Here is a 25,092-nt window from a genome sequence, read left to right as displayed (position 1 = left end):
AGAGGGTCCCTTTAGCCCCTGAACAGGCCGACTAATCACAGCCAGCACCCTAAAACATAAAGACTCGTCGATTGACGGGTCTTTTTCTCTTGCAACATAATTCGTGGATCTTCACTTATCTTCTACCTTAACTGTATGTTCCTCGTAGGTGTCTGTGTTTTTCAATATCATTGTCCATTCCTCTTTATCGGCATCATAGAAAAAGGACTGGGGCGTTACAATTTCATTTTCAAACTTATTCTTCGATAATGCTCTATTCAAGGCTTCCGTGTCGGATAGGGTTGCACCTTCAGGAGTGGAGCTTGGCATAACCTCTATTTTCCCAACAGCCGCTCGACCCGGATAAGACGTTTCCACTCCTCCGTCAAACCAGATTTTCACCTGTTCTCCTACCTTAACATCATTTGGTGGATTACTTGCCCATACGGCATCATAAAACTCTTCCATGCCGCCATTTCCGCTAAAGTCTTTTGCTTCTGTACTGACAATCAAAATCTCTTGTCCTTCCTTATCCATTACATAGCCGGTGATGCCTGGTTCTGAGCCAGGTTCTGGTTCCCCACCATGCCCATTGCCATTTGTGTTACTGCAGCCAGCGAATATAAACAGCATAAATACCGTTAAATACACTAGTCGTTTACACATGACAGCCCCCCTTTACTATATGTGACGTATGATGACTCTTATAGTTTCAGGCTTGTTGTGTTTTTTTTACTTGAATTAACTGAAAATGGCATATTTTATTCCATCAGCCAGTTCCTGACTTGTTCTTTAAGATTTTCATTTTTCCATGCGATGGTTTCCTTAGCTTTCGTTCACAAAAATGAGCAGCGCTGAATCGCGCCGCTCATTCTTGTAAATCTATTATTATTTAAAAAGCTTTCTATGACTTCATCAAATCCTTGATCGTCTTCTGCTCCAAACCAGTCACTACCCAGCTTTCCATCTCATCGCGCAGTTCACTCATCGATTCCCGCGTACAGGGAGCAAAACATCCTTTGCTTTCCACATCGAAGAATCCTTTTGGAAAGGTCTCCGATCTCATGGCTTCATAAACATCAGACAGCTTGATATCTTCAGGAGCTTTCACAAGAAAGTAGCCGCCGTCCCGGCCTTCTTTTGCCTGTATTAACTCTTTCTTCACCAGGTGTCTTAATATTTTTCTCAAAAACACTGATTTGGAATTAAGCTTCTCTGCCAGCTCTCCGCTTGGGCAGAGCCCCTCATTACTGGCCAACACGACCAGCGCCTGAATCGCCATGCCAAACCACTTTACACTCGTTACCTGTTCACTCATCGTGTCACCTCTTATCTCCTTTCATTTTGAAACATTGTCATTAAAATGTCAAAACGTTTGGAGAGCATACATGGGTGCCTGTCCCCCATCGCGTTAATGCTTTAGCGTAGTGAGGGACTGTCCCCCACCGCGTTAATGCTTTAGTGTAGTGGAGTGGAGTGGAGCCAGATTGAATGGTAACCTTTAAAATCCCCTGGATGGCAAGCATCTTGTTCAGTAGGAGAACAACGTGGAAGGCGTTTAAAGTCTTTTATTTCACTTTCATGCTTTATAGACCGTGCTGCCAAAGTGTCGATGTCCCGGCTATCCCCCATAGAAAAAAACGCAGCCCTGTTTCAAGCTGCGCAATCTCCTGCCAAATCCGTTATTGCCACTTCTCTGTCTTCTTCACTTGTGCTTTGTCGGAAACCTGCAGGTCATTTCCATACTCGATCAGCTCGATTTCACACCCCGGCCCGATTTCCACATTATTCCCGCGGACCACTTTTGCCTTTGTATACTGAAGGTTGATCTGATCTCCTTCGATCAAATCGGCATGCAGTTCTCTGCTCCAGGTCTTGATGATTTTATCCAGGTTCAGAAGGGATCGCCCGGACCTTTTTACCGTGATGGTCTCCCCGCCGATTTCTTTTACCTTCGATTTCCCATGAAGCTCGATATCAATCCGGTCGCCGTTCAGCAGGCCGCCGATCGTGAAGGCACCCTTGAGGTCAGCCGTTTCCACTTCTACATCGCCTTTCACCTTCATCATTCCTTCAAGGTGGATGGAATCTCCCTTCAATGACTGACTTCCGTTGGCATGGCCTTTGACTTCCATTTCTCTGAAGACGATCTTTCCACTCACTCCGGAATCTCCATGAATCTTGATATCCTCCGACGTCAGATTCCCCTGTATGTTTGTACTTCCTTGGATGAGTGTGTTCTCCGAGGTAATATTTCCATAAATTTTGGCTGACCCGTTGCATTCAAGGTGTTCACAATTCACATTTCCGGTAATCTTTCCACTTCCGTTGATGATAACCTTCGTAAACGAGCCGCCTCCAGACTCGCCGCTCCCTGAAAGGACCAAATCTGCTTTAGCTTCCTGATTCATTCTAAAGTCCCCCTTTTATATCTTTTCAGCGTCCAAATGGTTGTGACCCTTATTGGTAAAAGTCGATCGATATTCCACTTTTTCAATCTGGCAGCCCGGCCCGATTTCAACATGGTTCCCCCTGACCATTCTCGCTGTTGTGTGTTCAAGATGAATGTTGTCTCCTTCGATGATGTCCGCTTCCAGGGTATACGATTTAGTAAAAAAGCTCCTGCTTTTCACTTTGATCGTCTCGCCGCCGATTTCAGCCGCCCTGCTCGGCGCATTCTGCAAGTTGATTTCAAGATTGCCGACATTCAGCAGCCCCTTGATCGTGACGCCCCCTCTAACGTTCAGCTTTTCCAGTTCGACATTCCCTGTGCTGTTAAAAAATCCTCTCGTTTGCACGGTGTTTGCTTTTACCGAACCTCCCACATTTAATTCTCCAATAATATTTATGTCATTACTGCTCAGTTCCTCATCTATAGTCAGTTTTCCGACCACTTTTAACTGGTTCACCTGTGCTTTTCCCCTGACGCGGCCTTCCCCAGTCACCTTTGCCTCCAAAGCACGAACATCCCCTGATACAGTCCCTTGTCCGGTGATTTTCACTTTCTCATAATCTCCGCCCGGATAACTGCCTTCTCCTACAACCTTTAATCGTTTCGTTCTTTCCACACTCATTTAAAAACCTCCTGTCACTAGCTTGTTCATCAGATGGTCCACTTCAGAATCAATGGACAATGAAACCGCCATTTTCGTTTTTTCATCCACATAAAAGTCTTTGACATTCGTGACGAGCAACACTGTTACAACACCCATCTTCCGGAGTACCACCAACGAAGCCTGCTTATCCTCCAACTTAGGAAAATGAGCCTCGAGCGTCTGGAGCAGCTGTTTTCCTTCTTCCCAGCCGACCTCTCCCGACTCCAGCGACCTATCTAAAAGGTATAGGTACAGGGCGGTTTGAAAGGTGATGGTCTCCAGGGTGCCGAACTGCTCTTCAAAAATCGAGATGGTGTTTTGTGAAACAATGTTACCTTGGATAAAATCCGCCTTGTTGATTTTGATATCCTTTGTTCTTGGTGATAACGCAGTGGCCAACTCATCCAAAGAATGATGATCCTTCAATTCTTTAATCCTGCCGATTCGTTCGAGGATCTGTTCCTTTGGAAAAAACGTCTCCTGCCCAGTAAACGTTGATTTTCTGATGAACCAATCCTCCGGGATCAGCTTCTTCCTCTTCCAGCGATAAAGCTGGCCGTACGTAATATCCGTCTGCTCCAGCAAATCCTTCTTCGAAATCAAATCTTTCTCCATATTTTCTCACTCCTTGATAGTAATGTAACATAACACTGTTACGCTGTAAAGAGAAAACAAGGTGCCAGTCACTCCCCGCTCTTTGTCGAAGGGCTGTATTCGTATATTGTAGCTTTCGGAAAAATCCCAAGAGCCGGATTTCCCTCTCTTTTCTTTCTTGCTTACCATGGCGTTTCCGGTGAATGAGAAGATCGAAACATGATGGTGAATCGCAACAAAGCTTACGAAAAGAGCCTTGTCGAAAAAGGAAATGCTCGGTCATGCACACTGTGACGCCCTCCATTTGCCCACATCAATCAAATTTTTCATCATAAGATATCAATAAGAGGCTCATTCACAAATTGGCAAAGAAGGCTGTGATATGAAAGATGAAAAGCGATGGTGCTGATCACTACTCATTCCGAAACCTGAAGAAAAGCAATATGTCGTTTGAACAAGTGTTTGACCATATCGTGAAATTCATGAATCTGCGGCCCAATGGGAACTACCGGCTTATGGTCGGGACGGATTCCCAAGTCCACTCAAAGCACACCACCTTCATCACCGGCATCGTGATTTTAAATGAAGGAAAAGGGGCCTGGGCCTGCATCCGAAAAGTAATTGTCCCGCGGAAAATGCTACAGCTGCATGAACGGATTTCCTATGAATTGTCTTTATCCGAGGAGATTGTTTCGCTGTTTACGGAGGAACGAAAAGAACAGTTGATAGACATTGTTCTCCCCTACATTTATAAAGGCGCTTCCTTTACCATGGAAGGGCATATCGATATCGGGGCCGGCAAGAGAAGCAAAACCAGTAAATTTGTGACGGAGATGGTCGCCCGGATGGAAGCCATGGGCGTGGAACCGAAGATCAAGCCGGATGCGTTCGTTGCATCAAGTTATGCGAATCGGTATACCAAGAGAAGGAATAGTTAGCAAGGGACTGTTTGGTGTCCCGACCATAAAAAGGGGACAAGATTTCCCCTTGTCCCCTTTGTTCATTCCGGCTCCATTATAAAATATATTCAACAAACGCTATCCCGCCCTGTCCCGGCGCATACCGGTTGACAGCAATACGTGCGGTGGTGACCCTTGCTTTTCGGCGGTTTTCTTGTGTGTTTCGGCGATTTCGGAGTGGTTTTCGTCGGAAATGGGCAGACTTTCGGCGAAAACCACACCTCTTTCGGCGCAATTCACCCACCTATCGACGAATCGGCTTTTTTCGCATGACTGCCACTCCAATCACGACGAGCCTGAACATGCAGTCAGCGCCGGTCAGATGCAGGTGGTTTTCGGCGATTTCGGAGTGGTTTTCGGCGGAAATGGGCTTGCTTTCGGCGGAAATCACACCTCTTTCGGCGGAAATCACGCACGTATCGACGAATCTGCTTTTTTTCGCATGACTGCCACTCCAATCACGACGAACCTGAACATGCTTTCAGCGCCGGTCAGATGTAGGTGGGTTCGGCGATTTCCACGTGTGTTTCGGCGGAAATGGGCAGGCTTTCGGCGAAAACCACACCTCTTTCGGCGGATATCACTCCCCTATCGACGAATCGACTTTTTTTCGCATGACTGCCACTCCAATCACGACGAACCTGAACATGCTTTCAGCGCCGGTCAGATGTAGGTGGTTTCGGCGATTTCGGAGTGTGTTTCTGCGATTCCGGAGTGGTTTTCGGCGGAAATGGGCAGGCTTTCGGCGAAAACCACACCTCTTTCGGCGGAAATCACTCCCCTATCGACGAATCGGCACTTTTCGTCAAAACCGCAACTCGAAAATGCCCAAGCCAGCCTCTGGCCATCACAATTATATTAAATAAACTCTTCTTCTTTTTTCTCCTTTGCAATCTGAACATGCTGCTTTTAATATTCTTTTGGCGGCAGGCTGAGAAGGAATGTGAAGAAATTTACGCGCCTCTTCGTTTGTGATTTGAGGATCAATCAGGAGCGAATAATCTGTTAATGCCTGCAGGTGTGCGGTTTTGTTTGTCTTTTTACAAGCAGAACACCCCCACTTCCCCCTCTCTCTAATCATCGGGAGGTGGTTGCAGTCCGGACACTTGACCCCAGTGCGGATATCACTTTTTGAAATTTTGTAAAGGGTGAGTATGTCGGTGTTTAAGGGAATGTGTGAATGGAGAAGGTGGTTGTACATCTCCAGCAGTTGGCGTTCGTTGAGTAAATTGGCAGAAAACCGGGATCCGAGCTCTGCAATTTTGAAGGGGAGGGCTTCTTTATGAATGACTTTTTCCTGCACTGTTTTATCATGAGGCGAGGTTTGTAAAAGGGCTTTAGGAGAGGTACTGACAACAAGCGTTTCTACTGGAATGTTGAAAATTTTGTTTTTTCTCAGCCACTTGACCAACTGAAATTTCTGCCTTTCCGCCTGTAGGATAGGGTCTGAATAAGGTTCCTTTTTATTTTGTTCCGTGATTCTCGTAAACTGGTTAAATTCCGGCTCGAATTGCAGTATTCCCGCTATCCGTTTGACTTCCAGAATCAAAATGCACCTGCGGGAAACCAGCAGCGTATCGATTTGAAAGAAGTTAGTTCCGTCATAGAGTCTGAGTGAGTGGAAGATATTATACTCTTCTTCCTTCAGAAAACTGAGGAAATAATCAATGCTTTGCTCTCCCTTGTACCCGGTCATTCTGTTGGTCAGGTGCTGATTTACTAGTTCCTTCATAGGATGGTCTGCTGGAAGGCGGCCGTCCAGAGCTTCAAGCTTCAATAAATGCAGCGGCTTCTCTCTTGGTTTTATGATCATCGCTTCACTCCTTCATTTAATTTCTTAAAAAAATTCTACAAAAAGGAAGGAAATCCCTTTATTTTAGAAAGTAATTTCGTTGGTCCCTATATCGGGCGATTACGAGTACTCTTTCGCAGGAGTTTAGCTTCCTTTCGACCAAAAGATATTTTTCCGACGCCAAACGCAACTCCCTTTCGGCGAAAATAGCAGCGTTATCGGCGAAAACCGCCTCCGTTTCGGCGTTTCTGAACTCCCTTTCGGCGAAAATGGCACTCTTTACGGCGAAAAAGCCCTTCCTATCGCCGAAACGACAATTTCCGACACAACACGCCTGCAATGAGGGTGACTGTTATTCTCCGCACAGCATCCTGCTTATCTGGTATACTTATGGTAAATATTTGAATTACTTAATTCGCGAAGGAGTGATTGCCTTGTTGTATAGGAGCTTGGCCGGTATGGCTGCGAAGTTTCTCCTGGTTTCGGTTGGGATTATGTTGATCAGCAGCCTTATCGGTTTGTTCACCGGCGGCATCCGGCTTAGTTTGACGGAGTATATTCAGAATATCTGGCTGATCATCCAGTCTTTGGGGTCCCCAGCCGCCATTACCATCACCAACGAAAGCAATAATACATATCCTATGTTTCCGACGTTTTGGAGTTATTACTTCTATTCTATGATTATCTTTATTTCTTCCATTCTGCTGGCAACTTTAGCGGCATTTGTTTTAACCTTTATTACCATCAGGCTTCCGAAAAGGGCCTCACGCATCATGCTTAGGATCCTCAATTTCCTGGAGTCCCTCCCGGATCTATTGATCATCATCATCATTCAGTTTTCGGTGATTGTCTTTTTTAAAAGGACAGGGATCCTTCTTGCACCTGTCGCAGGAGGCAATGACCCCGTTTACCTTCTGCCGATTTTTGCGCTCAGCATCCTGCCTTCGATCTTCATCTTCAGGATGTGCCTGCTGCTGGTTGAGGATGAGCTGACCAAGCCTTATGTGGATCTCGCTGTCAGCAAGGGGTTCAAGAAGATGTATATTTTCAGGAACCATATTATCCGGAACATCCTGCCTAGCCTGATGAACCATATGAAAGCATTTATCCTTATTTTGTTATCGAATCTGATTGTCTTTGAACGGCTGTTTAACATCTACGGAATCACCCACTTCATCTTTGCCTTTCCGCAGGTCGATGTGATCTGCTTCAGCCTGATTATGTTTTACCTTCCGATTTTCATCCTGCTGATGATCAGTACTATCATCATCCACCTGACAACCGGGCAAAGGGTGGTGATCTGATGCTGCTTCTCAGGTTACTCAAGAATCCTTATTTTGTCATCGGTTTCCTGTTCTTGTTCGGCATGTTCGGTGGAAGTCTTGTTTATTATTGGATCACGGGCGATCAGATACCGGAAGTCGGACTTCTGAAAGATGAAAAGGGGGAGTATATGAGTCCTCCCTATTCGCCGATTGAATTCCCTCCGCTGGGGACCGACAATTTCGGGCATAATGTCTTCTATTTGATGCTGGCGGGAGCCAAATACACCATCGGAGCTGCCATGATCATTGCCTTCCTGAGGGTCATTCCGGCTGTTTTGATCGGGCTGGGAATCCACTTTTATTTGAATAAAATCAAGCGGGTACTGGCTTCCATTGTGGATGCTTCCAACTACTTCCCGACGACTCTTTTGGCGTTTTTGCTGATGAACTGGGTGATGTTTGATGGCCCGCTTATGAATCCGGAACATTTTCCGTATTCCTTCTCAGAGAAAGTCATCATTTACATTATGATTTTGGTGGCCATCTCGCTTCCATCCGTCTCACTTTTGTTTGCCAATGAGATAGAGACGGTCATGAATAAGGAATTCATTCAGAGTTCGAGGGTGCTGGGTGCCCAAAAATTTCATTTCATCAGGAATCATATCCGGCCGTTCATCGTTCCGCAGATTTATCTTGTGTTGATCCGGGAATTCATTGCCTCCATGCTGCTGATCTCGCATTTGGGGGTGCTCGGGATCTTCATCGGCGGAAACAAGTTGGCGCAGGATGTATTCAATAATCCCAATTTTGTTTCGTTATCCCACGAATGGTCGGGGTCCCTTGGTTCATGGTGGGAATTCCTCTGGACAACGTACCCGTGGATCGCCTTTATCCCTGTCATCTTCTTCACCTTGACAATCCTGGCAGGGAAAATGATGCTCGTAGGGTTATTAAAAGAACTTGAAAAAAGCGAAACGCCTCAGCAACCTGTCAAGGAAAAAGAGATAGGGGTCACGTCCGATGAAAACCTGTTCGAATTGGCGGGGAGAGAAAAGATTTCATAAGGAAGAGATTCTGTGTTGCAGTAACGCTTTAACGCATGTGGGGACAGTCCCCTGGTACGCTGACGCGGTAACGCGTTACTGCACGCGGGGACTGTCCCCCTTTAAACATTCTTGGCCGTGCGTGTACTATCGGCGGAAATTGATCCCTTTTCGGCGGTTCCGGGCACTCTTTCGGCGAAAACTGCACCGCTTTCGGCGAAAATCACCTCTCTATCGACCAACTGACAAATTTCGACAAGAAGGACACGTACAAAAACAGGACGAGGCTTTTTTCGCCTCGTCCTGTTTCATTGGTTCATTCTTCCTCTTATTTAAACAAATCCATGAACAGCTCCCAGAACCCCTTCTCTTTCTCAGGTTCTGCTTTTTTCTCTTTTTGCTCTTCCATTTCAATGCTTTTCGTCTTGATGACAAACTGGACGGACGAAACATTTTCATTTTCAGAAGAGACGAAGGATACCGGTTCGAAGTCCGATTTGTCGTATTCTGAAATCATCTTATCGATCTCTTCCTGCATTTGTCCCGGCAAGTTTTTCGTCTCTTCATATAATTGGGCAGTTCCGTTGTGGAGTTCGCCGACTCCGTTCTCCAGCTCACTCGTGCCGCCATTCAGCTCTACAATTCCAGAATGGAGTTCGCTGTAGGAAGACGCTAATTTCCCGACTCCACCTGTATAGCTGACCAGGCCGGAATGGAACTCACCATAATTGGCAGACAGGGAGGCGATGCCTTTTTGCAATTCAACCAAGCCGCTCATATCTGTTTTATCGAGAGAAGCAGATATGCTGTCAGCCGTGGATGTCAGCTGGCCGCTCATCGTATTTACCGAGCTGCTCAACTCTATCAGTGCCGGTTCAACCGCTGCAAAAGCTTCCTTTACCTGGGCATACGTTGCTTTTACCTTTTGCGAAGCAGCATAAGAGGCTGCAAGCTGGTCCACTACCTCACGATCAGCTCCGCTTTCATAAAGCGCTGCAATCTGTTCCTCAGTAACCTGCCCCGCTGGAATCTCACTGATTGCTCCATCCAGCGCCGCATAAGCCTGTGCATAGTTTTTCTGCAGAGATGTAAGCCCGTTCGCCACATCCGTCAACCCGCCAGCTAATTGCTTCAACCCATCAGGCAGTTCATTCAGGCTGGAAAGGTCCACCTGAGCAGACTCCCCTGAGAGGGATTGATTGATCTGCGCGAGCGCTTCGCGGATGGAAGCCGAACCGTTAACAAGCCCGGCAGATGACCCGCTCAATTCGTTCACCCCATTTTTATATTGTGCCGAACCATCCTGCAGGCCGGCTGTTCCGTCATTCAGTTCCGATACACCCGTTTCCAGTTCCCCTACACCATCATTCAGTTCCTTGATGGCGTTGGACAGCTCCGACATGTCACCAGTCATGCTTCCTGTTCCTGATGCATCGATCGGCAGTGTGGATGGGACCGCGGCAATTTCGACTCCGGTAAACTCGAAGTCGGATACATTGGCCTCCACGCTGAGTGTTTTCTCTTCCCCAGGCATGACAGTAAAGGTGATCTGCTTATTCTTTCCTGCATTGGCCACCATTCCGTCAGGTGCTTCTATGTCCCGGTAGGTGTTGGGCATTGCCAGGGACACCTGCAGAAGATAGTTTTCATAAAAAACGGCATCTCCCTCTTCGTTCTCTGCTATATCCACCGAGATTTCAAGGTGCCCGTTCTTTCCTGCCAGTTCCTCCGGCTTCACTTTTTCACCATCAAGCAAATACGTAACCTTTACATCCCAAGGAAGTTCCGTTTCCTTATCCATGTTTCCCTGATAATAAAACTTTCCTTCCGGGGCTTCCAACTCAATCTTCTGGCCCTCCTGATTGATTTCCGCTAAATCAGTGAGGTTCTTGACGCTGCTGTATTTCCCGTAATCCAGGATTTCCCCTGCCTTCTCAACCTCAAGGGTGTTCACGACATATATATTATCCAGGTTCCCGCTGGCATTCAATGTGGCATAGATCACTTCATCTTTTGAAGCGACATTCCCTTCCGTTGCCGCCTGCGCAGGTTGGCTAAGAAATGAAGGCATGATGACCATCGCAGCGAGAGCAGTGTATCGTAATTGTTTTTTTCTCATCATCATTTCTCCTCATAGTAATTTGATTTATAGGTTGTTTTTTTGATTAATTTATCGAATATGACCAGCATGGACGGCAACGCGAATAGAACCATAATGAACGCCAGCAGTGCCCCTCTTCCCATCAACAGCCCGATGGAGCCGACGATCGGGTTGGAAGAAGTGATCCAGAGGATGAAACCGACACTGGATAAAATTGCGGCTGAAATCGATATCGAGAACGTCTTTTCATCCAGCGTTTTCACAATCGCTTTTCTTGCCGACATCTGCTTCCGGTTATGGTTATATTCTTCCGTGAACAGGATCGCGTAATCCACCGTCGCCGCCAGCTGTACGGTACTGACAATCAAGTATCCGACAAACACCAGTGAAGTATTGCTGAAATACGGGATCGATAAGTTGATCCAGACTGCTGTCTGGATTGTGACCAGCAGCACGATCGGGATCGAAACCGATTTAAAGCTGAACAGCAGGACAAGCGCGATCGTTACTACTGTCAATACATTGACGACGACATTGTCTTTACTGACCGTATTTTTAATATCATAAAGGGTCACGCTTTCGCCCAGAGCAAGCGCCTCATCTCCATAATAGTCCTGGGCTGCTCCTTCTACATTCTCGACGATTTCAAAAGGAATGTCCCCTTCTGTTCCCTGATTCGTATTGATGATGATCCGGCTGTAGTTCTCAGAGTAAAACTCCTTCGTAATCGATTCATCCAGGTATTCAGGCGGGATTTCAGCACCGACCTGGTTCACATAGGCCATGACGCCTGTGACATTATCCATCCCTTCGATATCCTCCACAAGCTCCGACTCTTTCGCCGCATCCCCTTTAGGGACCAGCAGCACGATTGAAGTTGTTTCACCAAAGGCTTCATTGACGATTTTCGCGTCACTTCCGACACGTGTATCTTCAGGCTGCGTACCCGTCCCATAGATAAACGACGTGTTGTTCTGCGCCAGGAAGGCAGGCACAATGATCGCAGCGACAAGAATCAAGCTTGGAAACTTCAGCTTCATCACTTTATTGCCGATGCCCTTGAAGCTAGGCACAAAGTTCTTATGCTTCGTTTTATCCATCCATTTGTAAAAGACAAGCGTCAATGCAGGCAGGAAGACCATGACACTGATGAAACTCAGGATGATCCCTTTGACCAGGTTCAACCCAAGGTCTGACCCGATTTCAAATTTCATGAATGTCAGCGCCATGAATCCGAAGAAGGTCGTCGCGGCACTGGCCATGATCGCCGGGAAGGATTTCTTCATTGCCAGCTCCATGGCTTCTTCCGGACTGTTGGTTGTCTTCCGATAATCCGAAAAACTATGGAGCAGGAAGACTGCGTAGTCCAGGGAAACCGCCAGCTGCAAGATTGGCGCGACCGACTGTGTAACGAATGAAACTTCCCCTAAAAATATGTTCGTTCCTAAATTGATAAGAACGGAAACACCGATCGCTGTCAGGAAAAACAGCGGCTCAATCCACGATGTCGTCGAAACGACCAGAATCAAGATGATGATCGGCACCAGCAGCATGGCTGCGAACATGGATTCCGATCCTGCCATCTTCTGTGAGCTTGCCGTATTGATGGCTTCCCCGGCAATCGCGCCGTCTTCACCGATGAGTTCATAAACGGCATCTGTAGCTTCGACTTCATCACCACTCCGGACACTGATTGAGAAGAGGGCATTGTTGTCTTTATAATAGTTTTCCACCGTCTCTTCTTCTGCGATTTCGAGTGGTTTCTTCAAATCGACCATATCGTCAAGCCACATCACACTTGAAACCCCGTCGATATCCTCTAGTTGTTTTTTATAATCGAGGGCTTCCTGTATGGTGACATCGGTGACCATGACCCGGGTATCCGGGACGTCACCAGTAAATTCCTCTTCCATGATGTCCATCGCCTGTGTCGACTGGGCATCTTCCGGTAAGTAATCGACCATATTGTAATTGACCTGCACAAAGAATTGCGCAGCTGTTGAGAGCGCCGTAATAAGGACGAAGGCGATCAAAACAGCTTTTTTATGTTTGATGATCCGAGATGCTATATTAATGATTTTTCATCCTCTCTTGTCACTTTCCGATTTACACTATATCATTATATTAAACACCGTGTTGGATATTCAACAGACAGTTGCGTATATTATGTACATTACACAACATTTTTTAACATTATGTTGGTTAACTTTGTGAATAAAGTGTGAAAGAAAGGATTGCTGAATATGAGTTCAAAAATGGATCGGAGAAAGCAATACACAAGGATGGTGTTAAAGAAGAGCTTGATGGAACTGCTGCAGGAGAAATCCATTTCCAGCATCACGATTAAAGAAATCTGTGAAAAAGCGGATATCAACCGCTCGACTTACTATGCCCATTTCGCCAACCAATACGAGCTGCTCAATTCAATCGAAGAAGAATTCATCGAGGACCTGGTCGGAACGCTCACTCAATATAACCTGTCTAAAGAAGAGGACTCCCTGCAAGTGACCGAAAAATTCTTTGAATTCATTGCCGAAAACAGTGAAGTCTGCCAAACCCTCCTGAGTGAAAACACCGATATCCACTTTCAAAAAAAGGGCATGATGATCACCCGGCAATACATCTTCAACGACTGGATCACCGACATGAAAATGGATGAAGAAACTTACGAATACATCAACCTCTTCATCGTCAGCGGCAGCATCTATGTAACCAAGAATTGGCTCGAAAATGGACAGAACAAAACCCCGAAGGAAATGGCGGAAATCCTTAATAATTTTATTAATAAAGGCCTGTCGAATATGCGGTAGGGATGGAGATTCAAGTCTGTCCGCCCTTTCCGGACAGAAAAAGAGAGTCCCCGGCAACTAGCTGCCGGGGACTCTTCTAGTAAAGGTCCTCTATTTTCCGCCCAAAGATTCAAGGCAAAAATTCATATTGTGTTGAAGTGACATCTTTCCCTTAAAAACGTCCATGAAGATGGAGATTTCACCTTATTGATCCTTGGTCAGGCTTGTCCAGTTACCAATATTCTTAATCTCTTTATACTCCGGCTCCCAAACAGCATCCACGACTGCTTTTTCTACATTCGTAATGTCTGCTCTGGCCACCCCTTCTTCTATAGCTGCCTTCGCTACTTCAACGGCTACACCGATAGAGACAGCGTGTAATTTCTCAATCGAAGGGAGCAGGGATGCACCTGGTGTGCTGCTATCAGACATTTTGGCAACTGCATTTGCAGCGGCTGTGAACATGCCTTTTGAAATGATTTCAGCTTTCGCCACAATCGCACCTAGTCCAAGACCCGGGAATACAAAGGCGTTATTCGATTGTCCGATTTCATAAGAAACACCATTGTACTCTACATTGGCAAAGGGGCTTCCCGTGGCAATTAACGCTTTGCCCTCTGTCCATTTAATCAGGTTTTCCGGAATGGCTTCAGCCAAAGCCGTCGGGTTGGACATAGGCATGATGATCGGACGCTCTACATGCTTGGCCATTTCTTTGACGATGTTCTCAGTGAAGGCGCCTGCCTGTCCGGAAGTACCGATCAAGATGGTCGGCTTCACTTTTTGGATTACTTCCTCTAATGTAATGATTCCGTCCTCATTTCGATCCCAGCCGCTCACTTCCTCTGCTTTTCTTACATACGGCTTTTGGAATTTAAGGACATCCTGCGTTTCATCTGTCAGCAATCCCCGGTAGTCAATCGCCCAGAATCGGTCATAAGCTTCTTCTTTGGTCAGGCCTTCGAGAACCATTGCACCTGCGATTTGATCGGCATTACCGATTCCCGCAGCCCCTGGCCCAAAGACGACAATGCGCTGATCTTTCATGGATTCCCCTGTTTCTTTCAAGGCAGACATAATTCCTGCAAGGGTAACAGCACCTGTTCCTTGGATGTCATCATTGAAAGTCAGGATGTTGTCGCCGTATTTCTCCATGATCATGCGGGCATTGACATTGCCAAGATCCTCCCAGTGAAGAAGGACTTCCGGGAAGAATTTTCGTGCTGTATGGATAAATAAGTCGATGAATTGATCATAACGGTCACCGCGCACACGGCCGAATTTGTTTCCGATATAGATGGGATCAGCAAGCAACTCCTGATTGTTCGTACCAACGTCAAGTACCACCGGCAGAACACGGCTTGGGTCAATACCTGCAGCCGCTGTATACACGGCAAGCTTACCGATAGCAATATTGATCCCGCCTACTCCCTGGTCTCCGATACCCAAAATGCTCTCAGAATCCGTGACCACAATTAAATCAATGTCATTCTTCGAGTGCCCGAGATTCTGAAATGCTTTTTCAACGCCTTCCGGATCTTCAATGGAAAGATATAAGCCTCCAGGACGGCGGTAGCTATGGGAGTAGGACTGGATTGCTTCGCCAACTGTAGGGGTATAGATAATCGGAAGCATTTCAGCCAGGTGCTCCTTCAACAGACGGTAGAACAGAACCACATTGCGGTTGTACAAATCATAAAGAAGCCCGTTTTTAAACAAATTCGTCGTTCTCATTGAATATTGTTCATACACCCTCTTCACTTGTTCATCGAGTGTAAGCACTTGTGGCGGAAGCAATCCGTCGAGTCCCAGATCCTCCCTTTCCTCTTTAGTGAACGCTGTCCCTTTATTCAAAAAGGGATTGGAGAGAATATCTTTTCCTTTTAATGTTGTAATAATGGTATTGTCTGGAGTAATCATAAGTTTACCTTCTTTCTATTGATGATGCTGTTTTCACATAGAGCTGGAGGGGTTCTCTCTCAACAGGAGGGCAGCTCTTTTCTTTTTTGCTTTTCGAAATGTCCCTGGTGAGTCATGGCGTAATTTCCGAACTTCATATGGATAGCAGCAACGTTTGCAAAAGGCTGTTCTTCGTATAGATTGCTGCTGAAAAAATCCCAAGTGATCCGTCTGATTGGCAGGTCTGCTCTTTTCTTTTTGAGACTTTCCGGAAACAGGGCCAACTCATATTCACTCGCAACGTTTGCGAAAAGATCCTGCCAAATAGAACTTTTAGACATGAGGCCTTTTTTATAAGACTTTCTTCATCAATTCTCGCAAATTACCTCTTCCATTTCAATGTTCATAATGTCTGCCTGATCGTCCAGGTTATGTAACCTGATTTCCCCTTTCTGTAACGAATAAAAGCAGGCAGTGTTTCAGCTGCCTGCTCGTTACTATCAGCTGAACAGTTTCAGCAGGAGGATCGCCAGGATGACGGTAGATGCACCGCCAAGCCTGGTCGATACCTGGGCAAAAGGCATCAATGACATACGGCCGGATGCAGAAAGGATCGCAACATCACCCGTTCCGCCAAGACCGCTATGGCAGCCTGTGACAATTGCCGAGTCGACTGGATACATTTTCATAAGTTTCCCGGCAAAGTAACCTGATGAAATCATAGCCAGTACTACAGCGACACAAATGGCAATATAGGAAGGGGTCACAATTTTCACAACGTCCTCGAGCGGAATGTACAGCATTCCCAATCCTACCATCAACGGCCATGTGAGGCTTCCTGATACAAATTTGTACATGTGGTGGGCACCTTGCTCCATTTTTGCCGGCATGAACTTAAAGCTTTTCACCAAGGCTGCGGCCACAATCATTAGAACCGGTCCTGGCATACCTAAAAATTCATGTCCTAATCCGCCAAGGATAAAGAAAGTACATGCAAGTAAAAGGCCGGCCCCCATCAATTGAAAGTCAACTGGCTTGTCAATCGTGGCAGGTTCATTAATTCCATCTCCGCCCTTGGTTTTAACCAGGACACCGTTACCAGTAAGATGTGGTTTCTTTTTCCCCAGTCGGGAAAGGAGACCCGCGCAAATGATAGCGGCAATGTTTCCGATGACAGCTGCCGGGATCATTTGGCCGACGAAGGATTCCGGTGCCTGTCCGAGAACCTCACTATAGCCGATGGAAAGCGGCAGGATCCCTTCACCGATACCTCCCCCGATAATGGGAACAATTATGTAGAACAATGTATGTTTAGCAGTAAAACCAAACAGCATGCCGACTGCCATCCCCGCAGCTACAGCAGCCAGTGTACCTATGATCAAAGGCACGAACATCCGGCTGAAGCCCTGGAGGAGTACTCTGCGGTTCATCCCCAGAATACTTCCCACTACTAATATAGAGATATAAAAATAAAGGAAGTTCGATGTCTTCATTAACTGAGTGACAGCATCCATTCCTGTTTCATTAAAAATACTGAAATATACCAATATGGACGGGACCAGAAGCGAAAGAATGGCAGGCCCACCGATATCTTTTAATACAGGAATATTCAGTCCTAGATGTCCAAGTAAGATTCCTAAAGTAATGATGACCGCAAAGCCGCCGATCATGTCTGCAGGAAGGATGCCATAAACTGTGGCGAATAAGACAACGACCGCAATAAATATATAAAGCGGAAGTGGAATAACGCCAATCTTCACGCTGAGCAGCTTGGAGAAAAAGCCACCCTTATTATTTTTTTCATCAGCCGGGATAAGATTTTCTCTTGAAGTCTGTTTCATAGCTGGATATCCCCCTTAAGTTAATTACCTGTCCATCTTAGGCCAATCTAAACCGTTTTCATAGGTTATGTAAGTATAAAAAATCCTTTTGTAAATAAAAAAATTAAGGGGATACGCCAAACGGTTTCCATTCTGGAGATTCTCACATAAAAAAGATTCCAACTTCATCAAAATGTATCTTTTTCAGGACCTGCAGTATCATGAAGGGTACCCATTAAACCTTCAGAGTATGCTGTGAAAACATCTGTACTAGTGGTTTATGAAATTGACCATGAAGGCTGGGCCCCTTCCAGTGGGATCCGGAGCTTAGTCGCACTATCGGCTGATTGAAAGGCGGCATTCTAATAGTGTGGGCATGAACGTATTGTCAGCCGCCTGATTTCAAATGGAATGATTCATAACGTAAATGAACGAGATGCGTCTACGAATGTAAAGGGGGAAAACCGGCATTCGGTATGATCCCAAGAGCAGCAATCCATGCGATAGCAACCTTAGGAAAAGATGTCCTGTTTCCCGCGAATCGATGCTGCCTTTGGTGACTGGACGTTCCCGAGCAGCTTATTTTCTTCTCACATCCCGCATTTTCATTTTACTCTCCGGAAGGCTTGGAATGTCATTCACGCTGTAGCTTAGATCCTGCTTCGGAATGGTATAGCTGAGATGATTCACCAAATGATCGACGGCCACCCTGAGAAGATCAAGCGTTATCCACTCCCCGGCACAGCGGTGTCCGATATCATATTCTCCCCCGCCTTGCGGGATAAAATCAAATGGGCTTCCTGACCAGGATTTGAAACGGTCAGGATTGAAAGTATCCGGCTGAGTCCACAACTCCGGATGATGGTTGGTGCCGTACAGGTCCAAAAGAGTCAGGGTATCTTCCTTAAATGAATACCCTTTCCACTCGAAGTCCTGTTTTACACGGGCAGCTGTGAAGGGGAAAAACGGGTAGTATCGGCGCACTTCCTGGATGAAGCGCTGCTGTTCAGCTTTTCCGCCATTTCTCACTTTTTCCGCTTCTCTCGGATAGTCATGAACAGCGAGGGCGGTGAAATCCACATAGACAGAAATCGCAACAATCGGACGCAGCAGATTCAAGAGTTCCACCGCAACGATACGGGGTTCCAGCAGCTCCCCATCCCGATCTTTGTGAAAAGAAAAGCGGTAAAGCGCCCGCTGTTCATCGGGGTGTACGTCCTTGTTCCGCACCCTTTCTACCAAATCGACCAGCCGCTCCTCTGCTTTGGACCGGGACCTTCTTGATTGCCAGTGCTTCAGGCTGAAGCTCGCCGCCCCTTCAAACATATCGCTAAGCTCGTCCGTCCACTCCTCTAAACGGTCTTTCTCCAGCGGCACTCCCGTCCATTCGAAGGCCGTTTCCGCAAGCATCTTCTTCACTTCATCATAAAGGACGATCTCATCCTCCAGTTCCCACTGCTTACTATAGAGGTCCCATTTTTGAGCAAAGATCGCTTGGACCTCAGCGAGCGACTCCTTCGACATCATAGACATGAACATGGCTTTCCGGTTCCGATGCTCCTCGCCATCGAGCCCCTGGATACCACCCACCCCAAACAAGGTTTTTTGGGCGAGCTTAGGTGCTGCATTTTCCCGCCTGAAACGCTCATTATCATAAAAAAGTTCAGCCGCTTCCTTCCCAGTCAAACAAATAGCCTTTTCTCCCAGCAGGCTCGTCTCAAATATCGGGGAATCATACTTTTCACTCCGGTTCATGATGTATAGATAACCTTCCTTAAGAAGGCGGACGTTTTCCAGTATCCCTGACTCTTTCGGCATCTCTTTATGTTCTGACATCATTCTTCCTCCTTCATTCAAAACAGAATCCATTTTACCTTTACCACTTTTTGGAGAGGAAAAAACCCCAGCCAGGACAGGCCTAATACCCCATTCATTGTAGAATTCCCGCATTCCTGCCCTCGATACAAAGAAAGTCCCCAGCGGTGTGGACCGGGGACTTTCTTGATTGTTGAGATGGAACTTTCAAGGCACGTTTGGGGTTGTTACTTCGGGTTCAAGTCCTTGAAACCCTCCTTCAAGACACTTTCGGCATCGGTTTCTTTTGTTCATGTCCTTGAAACCCGCTTTCAAAATCTTTTTAGCTACAGTTTCTCTCTTTGATGTCTTTGAAACCCTCTTTCAAGTCTTTTTCAGCTTCAGTTTCCCTGGTCCATGTCCTTGAAACCACCCCTGCCCTCCTCCATTTCCAGGAAGTCAGTTATTCTTACAAAACGACTGCCAATCATGATATAATCTTTTAAAAGAAAGGAGGTATGATGATAATGGAAGAACTATTAAAACAATTTATGGAACAGATGAACAACCGTTTTGACCAAGTTGACCAGCGGTTTGACCGAATGGACCAGCGATTCGAAAAAATGGATCAACGGCTTGACCGAATGGACCAGCGATTCGAAAAAATGGACCAGCGGTTTGACCGAATGGACCAGCGATTCGAAAAAATGGACCAGCGGCTTGACCGAATGGACCAGCGAGTCGAAAAAATGGACCAGCGGCTTGACCGAATGGACCAGCGATTCGAAAAAATGGACCAGCGGCTTGATCGAATGGACCAGCGAATGGAAGGGTTAGAAAAAGACGTAAAAGAATTAAAAGTGGGACAAGAACAGTTGAAAGATAAACTTATCCATGGACTTGGACCCTATTTTGAGCAGATAGAGAAACACATCGATGAAAAGCTGGATGGAGTGAAAGAAACCATCAAGGGACAGCAAAACGTAATCGATACACTTTCAGCCCGTTCAATACAACACGAAAGCGAATTGAAAGAGTTTAAACGGATGTTGAAAAATCAATAAAAAGCCACCCCTTTATTAGCAATGGATCTTCTCCCTCAATTGCCTTTTCAACTTACCAAAACGGATTCTTATTCCGGCATTTCCTGCATCGCTTCGGCAGTTTAAATCCCTTTTGTTTGTAAAACTTTTGTTCTTCCACAGTAAAAGTGAACCGATCTCCGCATTCAAAGCATTTTAATAGATAATCACTTGGATCTGAGCCCTGCAATGCTTCTTCAATCTTGTCCTGTCTTTGCCGGACTGGCTGGTCCTCAATCGGTGTCTGAATTTCAAGCATACAGATGGTTTCTCGGATTTCTCCCCTGACTTTTTTGTACTCAACCTCTTCCCAGAGTCTTAGATAAGGGATAAACGCTGTATTACCCGATTCCTTGATCTTTTCCAGCATTAAAAGGATCATCTGCCGATTGCGGTCTTTTAAATAGGCCATGTCAGGCGTTTCTTTTCCCTCAGATATCCAGTCCTTCCACTCACTGATTAATTCGTCGGCATATTGGTCAGACTCTATCAGCCAGCCCCTTTCTGTAAAGACAATCATCGGCAGCTTTCCAAAATACTCTATATCGAGGAAGTCATGGTCAATCATCCAATCGATTTTTCCCACTACAGTCTCCAGCTTTTCTTTTTTGAAGTATCCGTAAAACGGAGTCTTGTCCAACTGCAGTTCCAACACCTTTTTCTCCTTTGAGCCTTTCAATATTTTAGCGAGGAGTGTCCTGCCTCCCTGAGCAATAATGGGATCAGCCGCTCTCAAAATCACTTTAATTTCTTCTGGGGAAATTCGCTTTTGAACACCCATCAAAATGGATCCTTATCAATAGTGATGGTTTCAACCGATTTTCTTCTAGGATTACCTTCAGATTTAAGCACTTTTCCAAACTTTTCTTCATAAATCTCCCTGACCCAGTCTTTTACAGGAGCTTTCCACTGCTGTTGAGGGGAAGGGATATTTCTTATCAAACTCTTTGGAGACATCCCCAGTTCCTTCGCCATTCGTATATCCGCTTCATTCAGCCGGCAGCGTTTTTTCGCCTCGGCCCAGGCATCCGCATTTTTCTTTTTGGCCATTTTCCAACACTCCTATCTCCTTTGTTTGTTAGCCGAATCACATAATCCCTTCTTTTAATATTATCATGGGCCGGCTCTATGGATAAAGGGTGCAAGACAGACTTAGTGTCATAGGGATTGACTGCACCCGGAAGAATATCTCTACCTTTTCCTTAACAAAAACAAGTTACTTAGATAAAATAGTCCTTACATCCTGCCTAAAATAAATCCAAAAGGAGCCTACAGCCATGAACAATAGATTCAAAGATAGAATAGAAAGTTATTTCTCCCATGAAGACCCCATTGTTCAGCATTTTGCTATTACCGCATTGAAAGGAACTCATCTTGCTACAGAAGAGACACTATTGAAAGCATTGGAAGCAGCAGGTAGTGTACCCTCCAGTCCACTCTCAAAGCAGATTCTTCCGTTCATCGGGTATATGCCTATAAACGAAAAAGCACTCTTTGACATCCTGTCACGGGCAGAACAAAAGGAAACAAGCAACAATGATAAATTCTTCTATCTTAGACTTTTATTGCGTGCTGACACAGAGCTGCTGGTAACGTATGAATCACAATTGAAAGATTATTTTAACCACGATGCACTAAAAGACATTAAGAAGATAGCCGTCATGGATGAAGAAGAATTATTCGATACTTATTCAGAAACAAAACAATATCTCGAAAACAATCGATATGAGCAATGGGTGTTCGACTTTGGGAAGCGTATTGTCGATCGCTTGATTAAGTCGGAAGCCATCGATGAGTTCGCGGTAACAAATTGGTTGAATCAGCAGCTTCAGAAAAATTTTCTTGATTATCACGGTTTTTACACTTTATATGCAGCTGGAGAATTAAAATGTGAAAAGGCCATCCCTTATTTGATTGAAGTACTTGGAAATGCTGAGGAAAGTGACATAGCCTTGGAAGAGGCTGTCGATGCATTGGTGAAAATCGGTACAGACGATGTGATTGATGAGGTCGAAAAGATTGCTTTAAAGGATGACGTATACTATTTTTCCATACCAGTACTGCAGAATATTAAGACCCTGAAAGCAGAACAATCTTTGATGAAGCTCCTGCCGGAGGCCAAAGACCTTACAGCAAAAACAATGATTGCAGAAGCGCTGAGCAAACATCTCTCCGCAGATTCAATTCCTTTAGTGGCTGACCTGGTTGAAACAGGGTATGACAGCGGACTGCTTGAATTAGAAGAGTCACTTTACGCTAACTGTGTCATCAACAATATTGATCACCCCCATATGTCAAAATGGAGAAGTCACTTGGAAAAAATTGAAATACGAGCTCAGAAAGCCAGAATGGCATTCGAATCAGGGGATATGGATGCCATGGCTGCCCACATGGACAATCAAAGCCCCAGCAGCAGCATACCAGGAAGCAACGAGCCTGCCGTCAACCAAAACAAAATCGGCAGAAATGACCCTTGTCCTTGCGGCAGCGGAAAGAAATATAAAAAGTGTTGTATGAACTAATGATGGATTCTGGGGGCAGCATCCTTGCCTGTCCCTGCGGCCATCGCCCCCAATCCTTCACTCCCCACTCACTTAATCTTCTTCAACTCATCCAAAAACGCAGGCTTATTCTTGTTCAAATCCTCCAATGTGTCAACGACCTCCATCTGTTTTTCTTTTCCAGCAATCTTTTCGTATCGATTAAGTTTGCGGCCTACTTCCTTATACATCCGGCGGTTTGATGCCTCCGTAGCTTGGTCAAATAAATACTGCTTATATATCTGCAGGACATCTTCTTTATAATCTTTTTCCAGCTTCCCCGCGTACTGTTCAATATAATATCTTGGTTTATTCCTGACGAACTCCAGCAATGCCTCCATATCATTTTCTTCTTCTACCAGTTTAAGAAAGATCTGTTCTGCGTATACCCCTCCGGCTTCCTTCAGTTCCTTTTTCAGTTCTGAGTAGAATTGTTCATGATTGCCGGCGGCCAGTTCTTTCAAGTCATAGTAGCAGCCGAATTCCCCATTAAACAGAAGTTCTCTTCCCAATCGTTCCTGTTCTTCTTTCATGGAGAGTGACTTATATGCCTGATAACGGTACTTTTTCCATCGCGCCACCAGCCCGGGGTATTGACGATCGTCCTTTTCACCCTCAAGACAGACGTCAACCGCCTTTTGGTAACTTCCCTCCTGAAGGTATTTCTCCAGCAATTGCTCTTTAAAAGAGGGAAGATGCACGTTCTCCAGGATAAACTGCATCGCTTCACCATCTGTTCCATACTCATCCAGCAGTCTGTACAGCAATTGAAGCAACCTTTCATTATCGTATCTTGAAGAAAAACCATTCGGCTTCTCACTTAAGAAGGATTCAATTTTATCCCTTAACCGCTCTCTAAAAACCTCATCATCCGCAAACAGAAAACAACCATTCAGCAGGTCAATCCTGAAATCTTCCCAGCCTTCAAAAACCTTTTTATCCGCATGTTTTAGAAGCTTTGTGGAAATCCCCCCCCTAAGGTTCGAGGACTTATCAAGAGTGGAGCAGATTTCTTCCAGGACAGACTGTGATTGTGAAATGAGACTACCCAGGTCTCCATTTGAATCATCAGCATATTGAAATGCTTTGATGGCTTCTTCCATTATCATGAGGGCAATCTCCACTCCTGACACTGGATCTTTCCTGCTCCTTGCTGTTTGTAAAATGCCTTCCATTTCCACCGCGAAGCTCCCTGCCGCCCTGGCGTGGATAAATCTTTCTCTTCCTTTGTATCTTCTTACAATGGATCTCATCTCTTGTCTGCATAATTTCAGTGCCTCGCCGCTGTCTGCTGTGCCATAGGTCCGCAGCAGCCTGTTCTCCACCCTCTCATCTTCATCAGCTATATCTGCGATTATCTGAATCAACTGTTCTTTTGAAAGTGTGCTTAAAACATTTTCAACCGTCGGCTTGCCGGTCTTATTCTCTTTCGTACCAGGCGCTTTCATATACATTCCCCTCACAATCTATAAAGTTACGGGGAGACATGTCCAGTAATTCCAGACTGAATGTCTCCAAAAAGATTGATAGAACCTGAGATCAAAGGCTTTTTTAAGCCGGCCCATCTCCTCTTAACACCATTTTCTCCATATTCCCAACCATTAAACACTCAATTTCTTAAATTTTTCAAAGCAAAAAACCCGTCATCGACGAGTTTTCTCTTACCTTATTTAACTACCAGCTTGCCAATAACGGCGTGTGCCCTCCGGAAAATGCACCCCCTTCTCCTTATCTACGCTGATTTTTTCCCTGACACCGTACCCTCAACATGAATCTCTTTTCCTTTTTCTCTTCATTTTTACCAAACATGCTTTAGCCTCCTTTTTCATATAAAATAAGCCATCAATATATCATCCGCATATGTACCGTCTTCATATTTAACCTGGTTCTTCTGCCTGCCTTCTTCCATAAAACCCATACGCGTGTATAGATTAATGGCTCTATGATTGACAGACACAACCCCTAAACAGATTTTTTCCAAGCCATCCTGCTGTTTAGCCCAATTCAAAAGGTACTCAATAAGTTTTGTGCCGATCCCTTGATTGGTGTACCCTTCCTTGATTCCCATGCCCATAGATCCTGCATGATTCAAGCGATTCATATCATACCGATAAAAAATCATAAACCCGACAACTTCTCCGTCCGCTTCATAGACAACATAAAGATTCCCTTTCTCAAGGCTTCTCCGGATTTTCTTCTGTTCCTTCTCGATGTCACCTTCCAGCTCATCTGGTGAAGATAGAAAGAATTTTGTGGTCCTTTCCGATAAAATGATATCTTCTTTTATCTTGATTACCGCTTCTGCATCAGTTTCTTTCGCCAAACGTATCAATAAGATTT

22 protein-coding genes are annotated in these 25,092 nt (G+C 45.5%); 6 read left to right on the top strand and 16 right to left on the bottom strand.

Features of this window, described 5'->3' with window-relative positions; genetic code table 11:
- Positions 1-111: 111 nt before the first annotated feature.
- From AC4E8A_RS02610 to AC4E8A_RS02590, 5 genes are all read right to left on the bottom strand, one after another.
- Positions 112-645 (bottom strand): YobA family protein, encoded by a 534-nt coding sequence (locus tag AC4E8A_RS02610; protein ID WP_490196632.1) that lies wholly within the window; start codon positions 643-645, stop codon positions 112-114.
- Positions 646-883: 238 nt separating this feature from the next.
- A complete protein-coding gene (locus AC4E8A_RS02605; protein WP_490196631.1) occupies positions 884-1,297 on the bottom strand; it encodes an RrF2 family transcriptional regulator in 414 nt (137 codons plus the stop codon).
- A gap of 364 nt (positions 1,298-1,661) precedes the next feature.
- Positions 1,662-2,390, bottom strand: a complete 729-nt coding sequence (locus AC4E8A_RS02600) for a polymer-forming cytoskeletal protein (protein ID WP_490196630.1) — start codon at positions 2,388-2,390, stop codon at positions 1,662-1,664.
- A 15-nt stretch (positions 2,391-2,405) separates the two neighbouring features.
- Positions 2,406-3,053 (bottom strand): hypothetical protein, encoded by a 648-nt coding sequence (locus AC4E8A_RS02595; protein WP_490196629.1) that lies wholly within the window; start codon positions 3,051-3,053, stop codon positions 2,406-2,408.
- Complete coding sequence (locus AC4E8A_RS02590; protein WP_490196628.1) at positions 3,054-3,689, bottom strand: YhbD family protein; 636 nt, start codon at positions 3,687-3,689, stop codon at positions 3,054-3,056. It abuts the gene before it with no gap.
- Between the two features lie 368 nt (positions 3,690-4,057).
- Here AC4E8A_RS02590 and AC4E8A_RS02585 point away from each other — a divergent pair, with 368 nt between their 5' ends.
- Positions 4,058-4,606: a ribonuclease H-like YkuK family protein gene (locus AC4E8A_RS02585; protein ID WP_490196627.1), complete on the top strand. Its 549-nt coding sequence runs from the start codon at positions 4,058-4,060 to the stop codon at positions 4,604-4,606.
- A gap of 874 nt (positions 4,607-5,480) precedes the next feature.
- Here AC4E8A_RS02585 and AC4E8A_RS02580 read toward each other — a convergent pair.
- Positions 5,481-6,440 (bottom strand): nuclease-related domain-containing protein, encoded by a 960-nt coding sequence (locus tag AC4E8A_RS02580; RefSeq protein ID WP_490196626.1) that lies wholly within the window; start codon positions 6,438-6,440, stop codon positions 5,481-5,483.
- Positions 6,441-6,877: 437 nt separating this feature from the next.
- On the opposite strand from AC4E8A_RS02580, the gene AC4E8A_RS02575 reads away from it, so the two are divergent.
- Together AC4E8A_RS02575 and AC4E8A_RS02570 are read left to right on the top strand one after the other, a co-directional pair.
- Positions 6,878-7,723, top strand: coding sequence for an ABC transporter permease subunit (locus AC4E8A_RS02575; RefSeq protein ID WP_490196625.1), 846 nt, complete (start codon positions 6,878-6,880; stop codon positions 7,721-7,723).
- Positions 7,723-8,748, top strand: coding sequence for an ABC transporter permease subunit (locus tag AC4E8A_RS02570; RefSeq protein WP_490196624.1), 1,026 nt, complete (start codon positions 7,723-7,725; stop codon positions 8,746-8,748). Before AC4E8A_RS02575 ends, AC4E8A_RS02570 begins: the two co-directional genes overlap by 1 nt.
- Before the next feature lie 307 nt (positions 8,749-9,055).
- Here the strand turns inward: AC4E8A_RS02570 and AC4E8A_RS02565 are convergent, their stop codons facing one another.
- Complete coding sequence (locus AC4E8A_RS02565) at positions 9,056-10,846, bottom strand: YhgE/Pip domain-containing protein (RefSeq protein ID WP_490196623.1); 1,791 nt, start codon at positions 10,844-10,846, stop codon at positions 9,056-9,058.
- Between the two features lie 2 nt (positions 10,847-10,848).
- Entirely contained in the window at positions 10,849-12,906 is a 2,058-nt protein-coding gene (locus AC4E8A_RS02560) for an efflux RND transporter permease subunit (RefSeq protein WP_490198752.1), read from the bottom strand.
- Between the two features lie 165 nt (positions 12,907-13,071).
- Here AC4E8A_RS02560 and AC4E8A_RS02555 point away from each other — a divergent pair, with 165 nt between their 5' ends.
- Positions 13,072-13,638 carry a TetR/AcrR family transcriptional regulator gene (locus tag AC4E8A_RS02555; RefSeq protein ID WP_490196622.1) on the top strand — a complete coding sequence of 189 codons (567 nt, stop codon included), beginning with the start codon at positions 13,072-13,074 and terminating at the stop codon, positions 13,636-13,638.
- Between the two features lie 183 nt (positions 13,639-13,821).
- On the opposite strand, the gene AC4E8A_RS02550 is transcribed toward AC4E8A_RS02555, so the two are convergent.
- From AC4E8A_RS02550 to cypC, 4 genes are all read right to left on the bottom strand, one after another.
- Complete coding sequence (locus AC4E8A_RS02550) at positions 13,822-15,537, bottom strand: NAD-dependent malic enzyme (protein ID WP_490196620.1); 1,716 nt, start codon at positions 15,535-15,537, stop codon at positions 13,822-13,824.
- Positions 15,538-15,596: 59 nt separating this feature from the next.
- Positions 15,597-15,857, bottom strand: a complete 261-nt coding sequence (locus AC4E8A_RS02545) for a hypothetical protein (protein ID WP_490196619.1) — start codon at positions 15,855-15,857, stop codon at positions 15,597-15,599.
- Positions 15,858-16,016: 159 nt separating this feature from the next.
- Entirely contained in the window at positions 16,017-17,357 is a 1,341-nt protein-coding gene (locus AC4E8A_RS02540) for a 2-hydroxycarboxylate transporter family protein (RefSeq protein WP_490196617.1), read from the bottom strand.
- Between the two features lie 558 nt (positions 17,358-17,915).
- Positions 17,916-19,175, bottom strand: coding sequence for a CYP152 family fatty-acid peroxygenase CypC (cypC, locus tag AC4E8A_RS02535; RefSeq protein ID WP_490196616.1), 1,260 nt, complete (start codon positions 19,173-19,175; stop codon positions 17,916-17,918).
- Positions 19,176-19,657: 482 nt separating this feature from the next.
- On the opposite strand from cypC, the gene AC4E8A_RS02530 reads away from it, so the two are divergent.
- Positions 19,658-20,194 (top strand): hypothetical protein, encoded by a 537-nt coding sequence (locus AC4E8A_RS02530; protein WP_490196615.1) that lies wholly within the window; start codon positions 19,658-19,660, stop codon positions 20,192-20,194.
- Positions 20,195-20,246: 52 nt separating this feature from the next.
- Here AC4E8A_RS02530 and AC4E8A_RS02525 read toward each other — a convergent pair whose 3' ends face one another.
- Complete coding sequence (locus AC4E8A_RS02525) at positions 20,247-20,993, bottom strand: RQC-minor-1 family DNA-binding protein (protein WP_490196614.1); 747 nt, start codon at positions 20,991-20,993, stop codon at positions 20,247-20,249.
- Positions 20,993-21,262, bottom strand: a complete 270-nt coding sequence (locus AC4E8A_RS02520) for a hypothetical protein (protein WP_490196613.1) — start codon at positions 21,260-21,262, stop codon at positions 20,993-20,995. The genes AC4E8A_RS02525 and AC4E8A_RS02520 overlap by 1 nt, the downstream gene beginning before the upstream one ends.
- Before the next feature lie 227 nt (positions 21,263-21,489).
- On the opposite strand from AC4E8A_RS02520, the gene AC4E8A_RS02515 reads away from it, so the two are divergent.
- Complete coding sequence (locus AC4E8A_RS02515) at positions 21,490-22,734, top strand: HEAT repeat domain-containing protein (protein WP_490196612.1); 1,245 nt, start codon at positions 21,490-21,492, stop codon at positions 22,732-22,734.
- Positions 22,735-22,802: 68 nt separating this feature from the next.
- Here the strand turns inward: AC4E8A_RS02515 and AC4E8A_RS02510 are convergent, their stop codons facing one another.
- On the bottom strand, positions 22,803-24,200 hold the full coding sequence (locus AC4E8A_RS02510) for a hypothetical protein (protein WP_490196611.1): 1,398 nt from the start codon (positions 24,198-24,200) through the stop codon (positions 22,803-22,805).
- A 377-nt stretch (positions 24,201-24,577) separates the two neighbouring features.
- Positions 24,578-25,084, bottom strand: coding sequence for a GNAT family N-acetyltransferase (locus AC4E8A_RS02505; protein WP_490196610.1), 507 nt, complete (start codon positions 25,082-25,084; stop codon positions 24,578-24,580).
- Between the last annotated feature and the right edge of the window lie 8 nt (positions 25,085-25,092).

Source organism: Bacillus sp. SRL337 (assembly GCF_984799155.1).
This window is presented reverse-complemented; position numbering and strand designations above follow the sequence as displayed.